A 13,083-nucleotide genomic window follows, 5' to 3' on the forward strand; every position below is an offset into this window, starting at 1 on the left:
GCCATGAGTACCAATGAGGCATTCCTGAAGCAGGTCAACATCTCAGCCGCTGATGACAACCTGGTGGCGAGGTTCGAAATTGACGGCAACATCCCAGGCTCCGGCGCTTATGTCGTGGGCCTTGTTGCTGCCAGTGAAGACTACTCCTCGCAGCGAAGGCTCGGCATCGAGTTCATGAACGGCGAGGCGATCTCGTTCTACTCCTTCAACCATTCCCTCAGCGCGGAGGAAAACTACGACATCAAAGGCGTAGAGCACTCGGGCAACGTCATCACCGGGAACTTTCCCATGTCCGCCATCCACGGACTCAGCAAAGGCCACGTGATGACGGCGTTCAGTGAAGCTGATGGCCGTGAGTTCCAATCCGGCGTGCCCGTCAATGAAGCCCTCTGAGGCCTGGAAATCCTCTGAAGCCTAGAACAGGCCCTCCACGGGTTCGATAAGCTCCGGAGAGTTGTTGCGGACATTCCCGACGGCGGCCCCCACCGGGTCCAGCGTCCAATCGGCAGCTGCGTCGTGCGCCCTTGAACGGACCATGTCCACGAGCCCTGCGGCATCCTTTTCCCGCGGATCAAGCCACGCTTCCATCGTCTCCGTACTCATGGGCAGGGGAACGCGATCATGAAGGGATGTCAGTTCATCGAACACCGAGGCACTGCGCCGTGTCCGTGCTGAGTCCGCCGTCGGGGTATCCGCGGTCAAAATGGACATCGACAGCAACCAACGGGCGGGATCGTCCGGGGACGCACTCTGGTCCCGCCACCACTCATACAAACCCGCGAACACCAAGCCGTGTCCGTCGACGGGATGGACATAGTAGGGCTGCTTGTTCTTGCCCTCGCCCTTCTTCCACTCGTAATAGCCATCGGCCGGTACCGCGCACCGCCGGGCTACGGCAGCCTTCTTGAAGGAAGGTTTCTCCAGAAGTGTTTCACTGCGCGCGTTGATCAAGCGGGCGCCACCTTTGGGATCCTTGGCCCAGGAGGGCACCAATCCCCACTTGGCCACGTGAAGCTGCCTCTTGACGTCGTCATCGACCAGCCGTTCCAGCACGATCGGGACCGCATCCGTCGGGGCAACGTTCCACGACTTCTCCAAGGCAATCTCGTTCTCAAGCTCAGCGTCAAAATCGGCGAGCAAATCTCCCACCGCACGGGCCATAACGTAACGTCCACACATGGCAACAGTCTGCCCTTTCCCCCGAATTCACACCAGCACAACCGTGTGACGTAACGCGGGTCGGCGGCCACACGGGAATTATTCTGCGCCGGGTTACCGTTATGGGGAACGAAACACCCCGCGCAAACAACAACTGAGGAGAGCTCTGTGGACTTCACTCCCGACTCCGGCACCATCACCATGTTCTCGACCACCTGGTGCGGTTACTGCAACCGCCTGAAGAAGCAGCTCGATGCCAAGGGCATCGGCTACACCGAGATCAACATCGAAGAAGTGGATGGCACGGCCGAGCTCGTCGAGCAGCTCAACGGAGGCAACCGCACCGTACCCACCGTGCTCTTCCCGGATGGCACGGCTGCCACCAACCCCTCAGCATCCGAGGTCGAGAGCCGTCTGGCTGCCTAAAGTGCCGACGTAACCCGCGCAGGGCCCGCACGGAACAAACCACGTACTGTCTCTCACCTGTGATAGACAGAATGGGAATCCGTAGCGGGCCCTGCTGCATTAACCGTGCACCAACCGGGCCTGCCCTCCGCGAGTCCGAAGGGAACCACACCAATGGTCCACGCAGTCAAAGGCGTCGTCGTCCGCTCCAAAGGCGCACCCGCAACCCTCGAAACCGTCCTTGTTCCCGAACCCGGCCCAGGCGAGGCTTTGGTGGACATCCTCACCAGCGGCGTCTGCCACACCGACCTCCATTACAAGCTCGGAGGCATCAGCGACGACTTCCCGTTCCTGCTCGGCCACGAAGCTACCGGCGTCGTCAGCGCAGTGGGTCCCGACGTCACCGACGTTGCCCCCGGCGACCGCGTCGTCCTGAACTGGCGCGCTGTCTGCGGCAACTGCCGCGCCTGTAAGCGCGGCGAACCCCAGTACTGCTTCAACACCCACAACGCCACCCAGAAAATGACCCTTGAGGACGGCACGGAACTGTCCCCGGCGCTGGGCATCGGCGCTTTCATCGAAAAGACCCTCGTCGCAGCCGGACAATGCACCAAGGTCGACCCCGAAGCCGATGCCGCCGCCGTCGGCCTGCTCGGCTGCGGTGTCATGGCGGGCCTCGGCGCCGCACTGAACACCGGAGGCGTCAAGCGTGGCGACTCAGTAGCAGTCATCGGCTGCGGAGGCGTGGGCGTGGCGGCCATTGCCGGCGCTGCGCTCGCCGGGGCCACCACCATCATCGCCGTCGACATCGACGCCAAGAAGCTCGAACGCGCCAAGGACCTCGGCGCAACGCACACGGTTGATTCCTCCGCAGGCGATCCTGTCGAAGAAATCCGTGCGCTCACCGGTGGCTTTGGCGCAGACGTGGTGATTGACGCCGTCGGGCGCCCCGAAACGTACAAGCAGGCCTTCTACGCCCGCGACCTCGCAGGTACCGTGGTCCTCGTCGGCGTTCCCACGCCGGAGATGACGCTGGAACTGCCCTTGCTGGACGTGTTCGGCCGCGGCGGCTCCCTCAAATCGTCCTGGTACGGCGACTGCCTGCCCTCCCGCGATTTCCCCATGCTGGTGGACCTCTACAAGCAGGGCAAGCTGGACCTGGACGCCTTTGTCACCGAGCGGATCTCCATCGACCAGGTTGAAGAGGCATTCGACAAGATGCACCACGGCGCTGTCCTGCGATCGGTGGTTGAGCTGTGAGCGCCGCCAACCTCACGATTGAAAATGTTGTCACGTCCGGGACGTTTTCGTTGGACGGCGGCACTTGGGACGTGGACAACAACGTCTGGATCATTGGGGACGATTCCGAGTGCATCGTCATAGACCCCGCCCACAACCCCGCAGCGGTTGTGGACGCCGTCAACGGCCGGACCGTCAAAGCCATCCTGCTCACCCACGGCCACGATGACCACATCCGGTACGCCGGCGAGTTCCGCGAACTCGTCAAGGCACCGGTCTACCTGCACAAGGAAGACTGGATGCTGTGGCATGCCGTCTTCCCGGGGGTCGATCCTGACAACTCGATCTCGGACGGAGACACGTTCGAAGTCGCCGGAGGAATCCTCACAGCCGTGCACACGCCGGGGCATTCGCCGGGATCCGTGTCGTTCCTCCTGCCCAGTGAAGGCACCCTCTTCAGCGGGGATACGCTCTTCCACGGCGGCCCCGGAGCAACAGGGCGTTCCTACAGCGACTTCCCCACCATCATCGAGTCCATCAAGACCAAACTCCTGACTCTGCCGGAGGAGACTGTGGTACGCACCGGCCACGGAGACAGCACCACGATCGGCGCGGAGAAGCCGCAGCTCGATGAGTGGATAGCACGCGGCCACTGAGCGGGGCGCGCAGCAGTCCACAAACCAAAACGGCCACCGCCCACAACGTCAGGGGGGTGGCCGTTTGGCTTGGCAGCACCCAAGAAGCAGCGCGATCAGCCCAGAAGGGTGCTGAAGTCGCCGTCCACGACGTCCGCATAGCCGCGGTAAGCGTCCACCACCGCTGCCTCCACAGCGGCTACGTCAAGGTGGGGCAGCAAGTCGTTGGCGGCACCTGCGGTCGCCGGATCCCAGTCCAGGCCCAGCGCCTCATAGCTGGCCGTCAAGACATCGCGGATGGGACCGGAATTCTCCACCACCACCACGGAACTGAACAACCAGGCACCGGAGACGACGCGTTGGGCAGTGCCAATCAGTTTGATCCTGTGCGCGGGAAAATCAGGATCCTCGCCGTGGACGCTGAACTCGCCGGGGCAGTACTCCCCCGGGATCTCGCCGACGGCGGCATGTACGCCGACACTGCGAAGCGCACCGGCCAGCAGCTCGCCGAAGTCGGAGAAACGCGCCTTTGCGCGGACAATGGCGTCGGGGTGCGGCTCGATGTGGTCAATCACCAGCGTCCCTTGGTGATAGGCAGCTGCCCTGCCCCCGGCCTTGCGGACCAGCGGCTCAAAGCCACGTTCCCTGCACGCCTCTTCGGCAGCAGCGAAGCCTGGCAGGTTGGCATCCCGCTGGCCGAAAGCAACAGTGGGTTGCGGCCGGTACAAACGAAGCGAGGGCCCCAACTGACCGCCGCGGGCACGCTTGAGCAGCTCCAGGGCAAAGTCGAGGTCGCCTGCAGCGCCAAAGGACTCCTGCTGCCGGTAGACGGTGAGCTGCTTGCCGGAGGCTGCGGCTTCGTGCATCAGCTCTTCCTCAACGTCAGGATCTGCTCGGCCCTGCCGAACGGCCCATCAATGTCGTGCAACACTGTCGACGTCAAACCAATGCCATCGGCGCCGAAAGAGACCTTATTGTCCAGTCCAAGCCATTCGCCCGCCGGTGCGCGGTACATGTGGATCTGCAGGTCCACGTTCGGGAAGATGTAGCTGTCTATGCCCGGAGGGACACGAGCGGCGATGCCGTTGGCCGTGTCCACGAGGCCCATCAACCGCGCAAGGTCAGTGCTGTCCGCCCGATCGGTCAGGGGGTGCGAGGTCCGGATCCATACCCTGCCCGATCCCGGGCGGTGCCCTTCGGCGATGCGCATCTCCAGGGAGCGGATGTATCCGCCCGGCCAAACACTGGCCCCGTCCCAAGGCTTGCATTCATCCGGTGCGGGCATCGGTTCGTCCTCGACCGCGGCCACAGCACTGGTATCGCTCGTGATCATGCGCCAAGCGGCGGCCCGGATGGCTACGCGCCCTCCGGCGGAAAGCTCGGCCTGGATCAGTTCAATGGTCTTCCCCGGCCTCAACGTTGAGGTGGTGATCTGAAACTCTCCGCCGGGGATCAGACCAAGGATTTCGTAGCTGATCCGGGCAAGCCGGACATCATCCCTGGGCTCATGCCGCACAAGGGCATCGGCGAGGATTCCCGAGGCCGGCGCCATGTGTTGTTCGTGAGGATTCCAGGCGCCTTGGGCATGAATCGTGGAACGGAAACGGCCACCGCCCAACGATTCGTAATAGAAAACGCCGTCCGCCAGTTCCGGTAATGCAGTAGTCAACCCGAGCCTTTCGCCGATGCAGCAGTAGAACTCAGACCACTGTATCCGCTGATTTGCCTGCCGCCCGACGCTTGCGGATCACAACAATCCAGACAACCACGACAGCCGCCACGGCGACGCCCACCGCGGCCCCAACAGGCGACCCCGCGGCAACCGCCAGCCAGGCCTCCAGCGCCGCAAGTCCGATGGTGGCGTACAGGAGCGCCCAAACGACGGACCCAATAATGGCCGCGGGGAGATATCTCCGAAGGGGCATGCGTGCGGCGCCGGCTGCCAGATTGATCGCGGTCTGGAGGCCGATGGTAAGGAAGGAAAGAACGACGGCGTACGGTCCCAACCGCTGTATGAGGGCTTGGGCCCGGGCTGCTTTGGGGCGTTGGAGCGAGGTCCCGTAACGGGTGTGCGCGAATCCGGCGACAGCACCACGGCCGATCCAGTACGTGACATTGACGCGGATCATGACAATGGCGAAGAGCGCTGCAAGGGCAACGCCGAAGGGCAAACTCATGATCTGGTCCACCCGACTTAGGCTACCCTAAGCCAACGTTCCACGAAGATTCGCTCCCGGCAACGGCTGAGGGTGGACCCTAGGATGGGTTCATGGATCTCAGCGAGGCCGCCCAGGAGCTGTACGCAGTACTGCCGCGCGACTTCACCTCCGAGCGGACATCCTTGGTGCGCGCGGCCAAGGAATCCGGCCAGAAGGAGCTCGCCCAGGAGATCGGCCGCCTCCCCAAGCCAGCCGCAGGGGCCTGGGCCATCAACATGCTCGCAGTCCACAAGCCCGAGGTGATTGACGGCGTCGTGCGTTTTGGCGCGTCGCTCCGAAGCGCCCAGGAAGAATCGGACGCCGAAGCTTTCCGGGAACTGAGCCAGCAACGGCAGGGCCAACTGACGGCGGCCGTTCACGCCGCCAAGGACCTTGCCGAAGAGCTTGGCGCGCCCCTGAGCGCCGCGGCGGCATCTGACGCGGAACAAACCCTGCGGGCCGCCATGGCCGACGCCGGAGCTGCGCGGGCAGTGGCGACCGGCCGACTGGTGCGGGGGCTGAGCGGGAGCGGCTTCGAATCTGTCGACATCACCGACGCCGTCGCGGCAGCTGGACCAGAGGATGCGGTTGGCGGTGAGGAGCGCAACCCCGCTCCGGCCACAGCGCGAAGGACGAAAGCCGCAGCCGGCGAAGAAAAGCCGGGCTCCACGGCTCGTTCAAAGAACAGCCCGCCGGCTAAAACAAAAGATCCCAAGGAACAGGCCACGTCGCTGGCCGAACGCCGTGCCGCAAAGCGGCAGGCTGCGTTGCAGGAAGCGCAGGACGAGTTCGACGCAGCGGACCGCGAGGCCCGGCACGCGGAACATCAGGCATCCTCGGCCTGGGATGTCGTCAATGAGCTCGCCCGCCGTCGCTCGGATGTCGAGTCTGAAATTTCCGAGGTGAAGAAGAAGCTTGCCTCCCTGGAGGCCGATCTCATTGGCATTACGAGGGATGCCGAGTCCGCCGAATCCGACAAGAAACTTGCAGTCAGGACAGCCACGCAGCTCCGGCGCAGTGCTGACCAAGCACAACGCCGCGTCGACAGGCTTCGCTAGTCCTTCTTTTTGCCCACCGTTTTCTGGAGGTGGTGGGTTGCCGGCCCTTCAAGATATTTGCCCTCCGGCGTGAACCTTGAGCCATGCAGCGGGCAATCCCATGATTTTTCGGCATCGTTCCATGTCAGGAGTCCGCCCAAGTGCGCGCAGCTGGCCGAGACCCTGCAGACTTTGCCGTCGACCGTGGACACCGCTGCGGGTTCGCCCTTGTACAGCCCAACCACGCCGCTGCCTTCCGGTGGACGGGTTTCATCGGTGATCTCCGGGTTGCTCCTGACTTTGGCCTTGTCCTCAATCATTCGCTTGGTGGTACTTGCGTTGAGCCGGACAGCCTGCAGGGCACCCCGGGGAGAAGTGACCCTGTGATGGATGATTCTGGCCCAGGCGGACTGGCCACCAAGGATGTCCGAGGTGATGGACAACGCCGCGGCGACGCCGTTGCTCATCCCCCATTTGTTGTAGCCGGTGCCGAAGAAGATCCTGCCGTGGCCCCGGGGCAGCTTGCCGAAGAACGGCACGAGGTTGGTTGCCTGGTAGTCCTGCGCTGACCAGGTGTGTGTCACTTCCGCGCCCGGATAGTGCTTGTTGGCCCACCCCAGGAGGTCGTTCAGGTGCTGTTGCGGCGATGCGGCCCGGCCACCGGTGTGACCGTAGCCGCCCACCAGCAGCAGCTCGCCCTCAGCCGTGGGGTGCGTGCGCTGCGACCTGGTAGGAGCGTCAATGGACAAGTACATGGCTTGGGGAAGTTGTGCCCCTGGCGACGGGCGCAGTGCGGCAGCGTAGGAACGGTTGGGTTCCAGCTTGGCAAAGTACAGGCCGCGGTCGAGGATGGGAGTGCCCGTGGCTATCACCACGGTGTCGGCACTGAACGTTCCCTTGCGGGTGGACACTTCCACCGGCAGTTCGGAGCCGACGTTCTGCACCTGGACATCTTCGACTACCAGGCCGCCATGTTCCCGGATGTCCGCAGCAAGGGTGTCCAGGACCTCCATCGGGTGAATCTGCGCCTGATCCTCCAATTCCAGCGCCTCAATCACCGGAAACGGAAGCCCGGGGTCGCGGCTGAAGTGGACATCCAAACCTGCGTCCCTCGATACCGCAGCTTCCTTGCGGAGCCGCTGCGCGCCGTCGTCCGTCGTGGCGAAAGTGACCGCAGTCCGACGCTGGAACGGAACGCCCTGCTGTTCCAGATACTGCGTCAGCCAGGCTTGGCCTGACTTGTTGGCTTCCACATAGGCCTGCACCACTTTGAGGGAGTACTGCCCGCGGAGGGCGGACAGGGCTCCGCCCTGAAGCAGGCTCAGCTTTCCTGTGGTGTTCCCCGTGGTCACGGCCCCAAGGGTTCGTGCTTCGAAGACCACCACCCGCTGACCGGAGCGCGAGAGCAGCAAGGCAGTCACCATGCCCGTCAGCCCGGCACCCACCACGATGGTGTCGAAGTGCTTGTCCTCAGGGACGGCGTCGGATGTAAAGCGGGATTCCCTGTCCAACCACAGTGATTTCATCGAACGACTCGCCTTTCAATCCACGGGCACGCAGTATGGAAACGCTAGGCCGGTCTGTGGTGCTTATCAAGGGGTGGCGGCACCTGTGGCCAAAGCGGCGGCGTGGCGAAGCTCAGTGTCAGGGTCCGTAGACCACCGTTCCAGCACGCGGTCAGCACGTTCCTTGGCCCGCCCTTCCAGCCGTTCCAGCAAGGGTCGCACGACGTCCGTGGCGAGGGGATCCACCAACTCCCTGGTTCCGGCCTGCCTGATGAAGCCCTCGATGCGCGTGAGGTCCGTGTTGACCAGGACACCGACTTTGGTTTGGAGCAGGACGACGGCGGCCAGCCGCCGCTCGTAGACCGGCTCCTCCCACAGTTCCGAACTCAGTGCGGTGATGTCATCGTGGTCGAGGTTCTTGTGCCGCTTCAGGGCATCGCGCACCGTTCCCCGGACAGCGCCGACGGATGAGCCATAGACCTTCAGTCCCCCACCCAAACGCTCGGAAGCCTCAGCAGCTTTTTCCCAGGTCGATTCCATTTGCAGGGTGTGGTCAACGAATTCAGCGGCATCACTCACCCGTCTATTTTGTCAGTGCCCGCCCGTAGCGTGATGGCAACAGCAATCGACAGGAGCATCATGCCATCCAAAGAGCTCGCCACCGAGGCCTCGTTTCCGGGCGTTCCGGCGGCGTCCTCCATGCCTGACTGGTATCCCGCTTTGCTCAACACCGTGGCGCGGGAGGTCCGGGCGGGCAGGACCCGGGCCATGGCAGCGGCCAACTCGGAGCTGCTGAATTCGTACTGGAGCATCGGACGGCAACTGGCCGAGCGTGAATCCGAGCAAGGCTGGGGTGCCAAAGTGGTCACGCGGCTGTCGGCTGACATCCGCACCCGGTTCCCCGAGGCCAAGGGCTTCTCCCCCAGGAACCTGCGGTACATGAAGAGCTTCGCCCAGGCCTGGCCGGACTTTCCAATGTTGCAAGCGCCTCTTGCAACATTGCCCTGGTACCACCAGATCGCCCTTCTCGAAAAGCTCGACGACGCCGCCACGCGGCTTTGGTACGCGGCGGCGGCTGCGCAGCATGGATGGTCCCGCAACGTCCTGACACACCAGATCTCCACCCGCCTGCACGAACGCTCCGGGCAGGCGATCACCAATTTCAAGTCCACCATGGTTCCCGCGGACTCTGACCTTGCCCAGCAGGCCACCAAGGACCCCTATGTCTTTGACTTCCTGGCCATGAGCGATCGCCACACAGAACGGGACCTGGAGCTGCAGTTGGTGAAACACGTGGAGAAATTCCTGTTGGAACTGGGCCAGGGTTTCGCCTTTGTCGGCGAACAGGTCCGGCTTGAGATTGCAGGAGATGAGTTTTTCGCCGACTTGCTCTTCTACCACCTGAAGTTGCGCTGCTACATGGTCATCGAGCTGAAAGCCGTGAAGTTCGAGCCAGGTTTCCTTGGCCAGCTGGGTATGTACATGGCTGCCGTCGATGACCTCATGGCACACCCTGACGACAAACCAACCATCGGCTTGCTGCTGTGCAAGGAGAAGAATAGTGTCGTAGCGGAGTACGCCTTGCGGGGTTTCAATGCACCCGTGGGAATCGCGGAGTGGCGGACCTCGCTGGCAGATTCTTTGCCTGATGAGTTGTTTGCGAGCCTGCCGAGCATCGAGACACTGGAGGCGGAATTGGCCACCGAGGCTGCGCGGCTTGGGTCAGTTTCCAACACTGAATAGTGGCACAGCCCTCGATCTCGACCGAGGTGTGGGCTGTGAGGGAGGAGGACGGGCGCCCATCATCTGAGCACCCGCCCTCTTGGCCTACGCGAGTTCGGCCGAGAACCGGCATTGTGTCGAGTCAAACTCGAGAACACGCACGCTCAGCTTATCGCCGGGCGCGCCTTCCACACCCTTGGCGAGGCCCGGCACATCGGCGTACTCCACGAGAACTCCGAACGGCAGTGACTTCGTCACTGTCGCGGTGACCACGTCACCGGCCGCCAGAAACTGGTCGTCCATGCCTCCACCTCCTTTCCCTCAATCGGGTGAAGGAGAACAGGCGGATCAAGGAGCGGTCGGGTAAGCCTTCCAATTCATGCCGCGCATCGCGTCCAGCACAATCCCGATCTTCACAACACAAGTCTAGAACGACGCGTCTGATTCGGGATCAGAGGGACTCCAGCCTTAGCAGCATGCCCTAGCCGGTCCGTTAGTACGGGATGGCACACTGAACATACGAGCAGAAAGTCTTCCCGTGAGCAGGCAGGCTTCGCCCCACTGAACCGCTGTGGGCTTGTGGCCCACCGGCGACTTTGGGCGCCTGTTTGGGACCGTCTAATAATGTCGGAGCCTGCTGGCAGAGTAGGAACATGGGACGCAAGCCGGAGAGACGAGTTGGTGCAGGGGCCAGCGCTGCCGTGGTGCCAACTCTTCCGGCGAGTACCGTGCCCGCGGACGTAGTGGCCGATCTCAATCCAGCCTCCGCCAGTCCCGGCACCATAAGCACCGATCTGATTAACCAGCTGCGCGTACTGGAAGATATGAAGTCAGCCATATCGGGGTTGCAGGCCAAGATCACTGTGGCCTTCGACCTTGCCCAGCGCGCTGAGCAGGCCGAGGCGGGGGTGCCGCCTTCCGAACGCGGCAAGGGCGTGGGAGCGCAGGTGGCTCTCGCGCGGCGGGAATCCCCCACCCGTGGCTCCCGGCTGCTGGGGCTGGCGAAGGCATTGGTGACGGAGATGCCACACACCATGGCCGCTGTGGATGCAGGACTGCTGAATGAGTGGCGGGCGACGCTGATCGTCAAGGAAACAGCGTGCCTGTCCGTCGAAGACCGGGCGGCGGTGGATGAAGAACTGGCCCCGGACACTGGAACGTTCGACGGCGCCGGGGACAAGTCCATCGTCGCCGCCGCGAAAGCCGCCGCCTACCGCCGTGATCCTCGTTCGGTAACCCAAAGGGCTGCACATGCCGCGAACGAGAGGACCGTAAGCCTCCGCCCGGCACCGGACACCATGACCATCTTGACCGCACTGCTTCCGGTTGCCCAAGGCGTCGCAGCCTACGCGGCGCTCACCCGCGCCGCTGACTCAGCCCGGTCACGTCCCGGAGGTGACAAACGAGGTCGAGGCCAGGTGATGGCCGACACCCTGGTTGAACGGATCACTGGTTCCTCCGACGGCTATACCGGAATAGACCTGCAACTGGTGATGACAGACCGCACCCTCCTGGCCGGCGACCCGGAGCCGGCGCGACTGACCGGTTACGGGGTTGTCCCGGCCGAGTGGGCCAGAAACCTTGTGACCAGAACGAAGGCCCACGGCGATCCCGGGAGTGACTTCAACGTTTGGCTTCGCCGCCTCTATACGGCACCCGGAACCGGAGAACTCCTCGCTACGGATTCCCGGTCCCGCTTCTTTCCGCCAGGAATGCGACGCTTCGTCGAAGTACGTGACAACTTGTGCCGCACACCGTACTGCGACGCACCTATCCGTCACATCGACCACATCATCCCCTGGCGCCACGGTGGGCCCACCTCGTTGGAGAACGGCGCTGGGCTCTGCGAAGCCTGCAACCACACTAAGGAGAACCCAGGCTGGACCAGCAGAACAACTCCGGGCAGCATCGACACCCGGGCCATTCATACTTTTGAGGTCCTGACCCCCACCGGGCACAGCTACCGCTCACAGGCTCGTGCCCTGCCGGGACACGTTCCAGCAGTTGTAGATAGCTCCTGAGTTGTCTACTCCCCTACAGGGAAAGCCACTCCTTCACCCACCACGCGGAGGCAGAGTTCTGTTCCGGGTTTAGTAATCGAGGCGTTCCAGTGCCGGATGGTGATGATCTCGCCACCACCCGGGTAGCGGTGGCCATTGCCCTGTCCGGCACCATCGTGGGCCGTATAGGCATCGAGCTTGATACGGACCGTCGTTTCAGGGCCGAAGTAGTCTGTGTCTACAACGACGCCGCGGATCGGACCGTCCGGCGCGATCCTGATCTGCTCCGGGCGCAGCATCAGCTGTACCCTGCCCTGGGCCGGCGGGCGCCGTACTGCAATGCCTCCGAGGGAACACGTTGCGAGGGAACCCTCCATCCAGGCGTCAAGAATGACGGCCTCGCCCAGGAACTCCGCTGTCGCCCGGTCGGCCGGGCGGGTATATACGACGAACGGGTTGCCGATTTGAGCCAGCCTCCCGCCACGCATGATGGCTACCTGGTCGGCGAAGGACAACGCCTCGGCCTGGTCATGGGTGACCAGGATGGTGGTCACCCCGGCGGCGTTGAGGACCTTTGCTACGGCCCGACGGGTGGCAACCCTCAAACCGGCGTCAAGAGCAGAGAAGGGTTCATCGAGAAGCATCAGCTCCGGTTCGCGAGCCAACGCCCGGGCCAGGGCGACGCGTTGCTGCTGCCCGCCGGAAAGCTGATGCGGCCGCCGTTTGGCCATGGCCGGGTCCAAGGAGACCATCTCCAACAGCTCTTCCACGCGGGCCTTCACTGCCCGACGACCGCCGTCGAGCTTACCGGCATCCAACCCGAAGGCGACGTTCTGCCCGACCGTGAGGTGCGGAAACAGTGCACCATCCTGTGCGACGTAACCGACCTGGCGTTTGTGCGCGGGAACCTGGACACCGTCACCGGCCACCGGAACGCCGTTCATGCTGATGGATCCGGTGTTCGGGTGTTCGAAGCCGGCGATGAGGCGGAGCAGGGTGGTTTTGCCGGAACCCGACGGCCCGACGATGGCCGTTGTTCCGCCACGGGCGACCGAGAGGTTAACTCCCTTGAGAACAGCTTGGGCACCGAAGTTCTTGGTGACTTCGGAAATGTCCAAGTGCGAGTTCGTGGTCGGCGCCACTGAAGGGGCGACGCGCGGAGAAGGGAGTCTGGAAAAGGCTTG

Annotated in this window: 15 protein-coding genes; 7 read left to right on the forward strand and 8 right to left on the reverse strand. The window is 63.4% G+C overall.

From position 1 onward, the window contains the following. Positions 1-3: 3 nt before the first annotated feature. On the forward strand, positions 4-393 hold the full coding sequence (locus tag FDP28_RS02175; protein WP_144658970.1) for a hypothetical protein: 390 nt from the start codon (positions 4-6) through the stop codon (positions 391-393). A gap of 21 nt (positions 394-414) precedes the next feature. On the opposite strand, the gene FDP28_RS02180 is transcribed toward FDP28_RS02175, so the two are convergent. Next, on the reverse strand, positions 415-1,161 hold the full coding sequence (locus FDP28_RS02180) for an SOS response-associated peptidase (RefSeq protein ID WP_260842302.1): 747 nt from the start codon (positions 1,159-1,161) through the stop codon (positions 415-417). Positions 1,162-1,326: 165 nt separating this feature from the next. On the opposite strand from FDP28_RS02180, the gene FDP28_RS02185 reads away from it, so the two are divergent. The 3 genes from FDP28_RS02185 to FDP28_RS02195 all read left to right on the forward strand — a co-directional run bounded on the left by FDP28_RS02185 (position 1,327) and on the right by FDP28_RS02195 (position 3,458). Further along, entirely contained in the window at positions 1,327-1,584 is a 258-nt protein-coding gene (locus FDP28_RS02185; RefSeq protein WP_018777778.1) for a mycoredoxin, read from the forward strand. Between the two features lie 153 nt (positions 1,585-1,737). Further along, the gene (locus tag FDP28_RS02190; protein ID WP_144658972.1) at positions 1,738-2,823 is read left to right on the forward strand and encodes an S-(hydroxymethyl)mycothiol dehydrogenase; all 1,086 of its coding nucleotides are present in this window, start codon (positions 1,738-1,740) and stop codon (positions 2,821-2,823) included. Further along, on the forward strand, positions 2,820-3,458 hold the full coding sequence (locus FDP28_RS02195; protein ID WP_144658973.1) for an MBL fold metallo-hydrolase: 639 nt from the start codon (positions 2,820-2,822) through the stop codon (positions 3,456-3,458). Before FDP28_RS02190 ends, FDP28_RS02195 begins: the two co-directional genes overlap by 4 nt. Before the next feature lie 95 nt (positions 3,459-3,553). On the opposite strand, the gene FDP28_RS02200 is transcribed toward FDP28_RS02195, so the two are convergent. The 3 genes from FDP28_RS02200 to FDP28_RS02210 are packed head-to-tail and all read right to left on the reverse strand — an operon-like array spanning position 3,554 to position 5,626. Further along, on the reverse strand, positions 3,554-4,303 hold the full coding sequence (locus tag FDP28_RS02200; protein ID WP_144658974.1) for a lipoate--protein ligase family protein: 750 nt from the start codon (positions 4,301-4,303) through the stop codon (positions 3,554-3,556). After that, positions 4,303-5,106: a thioesterase family protein gene (locus FDP28_RS02205; RefSeq protein WP_144658975.1), complete on the reverse strand. Its 804-nt coding sequence runs from the start codon at positions 5,104-5,106 to the stop codon at positions 4,303-4,305. The genes FDP28_RS02200 and FDP28_RS02205 overlap by 1 nt, the downstream gene beginning before the upstream one ends. A 31-nt stretch (positions 5,107-5,137) precedes the next feature. Continuing rightward, entirely contained in the window at positions 5,138-5,626 is a 489-nt protein-coding gene (locus FDP28_RS02210; RefSeq protein ID WP_144658976.1) for a DedA family protein, read from the reverse strand. Positions 5,627-5,706: 80 nt separating this feature from the next. Here FDP28_RS02210 and FDP28_RS02215 point away from each other — a divergent pair, with 80 nt between their 5' ends. Continuing rightward, positions 5,707-6,693: a hypothetical protein gene (locus tag FDP28_RS02215; RefSeq protein WP_144658977.1), complete on the forward strand. Its 987-nt coding sequence runs from the start codon at positions 5,707-5,709 to the stop codon at positions 6,691-6,693. On the opposite strand, the gene FDP28_RS02220 is transcribed toward FDP28_RS02215, so the two are convergent. Together FDP28_RS02220 and FDP28_RS02225 are read right to left on the reverse strand one after the other, a co-directional pair. After that, a complete protein-coding gene (locus FDP28_RS02220; RefSeq protein ID WP_144658978.1) occupies positions 6,690-8,198 on the reverse strand; it encodes an FAD-dependent oxidoreductase in 1,509 nt (502 codons plus the stop codon). The two genes, FDP28_RS02215 and FDP28_RS02220, sit on opposite strands and share 4 nt — an antisense overlap. 66 nt (positions 8,199-8,264) lie before the next feature. Continuing rightward, on the reverse strand, positions 8,265-8,756 hold the full coding sequence (locus tag FDP28_RS02225; protein WP_144658979.1) for a DNA alkylation repair protein: 492 nt from the start codon (positions 8,754-8,756) through the stop codon (positions 8,265-8,267). A 60-nt stretch (positions 8,757-8,816) separates the two neighbouring features. On the opposite strand from FDP28_RS02225, the gene FDP28_RS02230 reads away from it, so the two are divergent. Then, complete coding sequence (locus FDP28_RS02230; protein WP_144658980.1) at positions 8,817-9,920, forward strand: PDDEXK nuclease domain-containing protein; 1,104 nt, start codon at positions 8,817-8,819, stop codon at positions 9,918-9,920. Positions 9,921-10,004: 84 nt separating this feature from the next. Here FDP28_RS02230 and FDP28_RS02235 read toward each other — a convergent pair whose 3' ends face one another. After that, positions 10,005-10,202: a hypothetical protein gene (locus FDP28_RS02235; RefSeq protein ID WP_144658981.1), complete on the reverse strand. Its 198-nt coding sequence runs from the start codon at positions 10,200-10,202 to the stop codon at positions 10,005-10,007. Positions 10,203-10,552: 350 nt separating this feature from the next. Between FDP28_RS02235 and FDP28_RS02240 the strand changes: the two genes are divergently transcribed. Continuing rightward, positions 10,553-11,920 carry an HNH endonuclease gene (locus FDP28_RS02240; RefSeq protein WP_144658982.1) on the forward strand — a complete coding sequence of 456 codons (1,368 nt, stop codon included), beginning with the start codon at positions 10,553-10,555 and terminating at the stop codon, positions 11,918-11,920. A gap of 5 nt (positions 11,921-11,925) precedes the next feature. On the opposite strand, the gene FDP28_RS02245 is transcribed toward FDP28_RS02240, so the two are convergent. Then, a complete protein-coding gene (locus FDP28_RS02245) occupies positions 11,926-13,041 on the reverse strand; it encodes an ABC transporter ATP-binding protein (RefSeq protein WP_144659104.1) in 1,116 nt (371 codons plus the stop codon). Between the last annotated feature and the right edge of the window lie 42 nt (positions 13,042-13,083).

The sequence above is a fragment of the Paenarthrobacter nicotinovorans genome (assembly GCF_007670255.1).
Classification (GTDB): Bacteria; Actinomycetota; Actinomycetes; order Actinomycetales; family Micrococcaceae; genus Arthrobacter; species Arthrobacter nicotinovorans_B.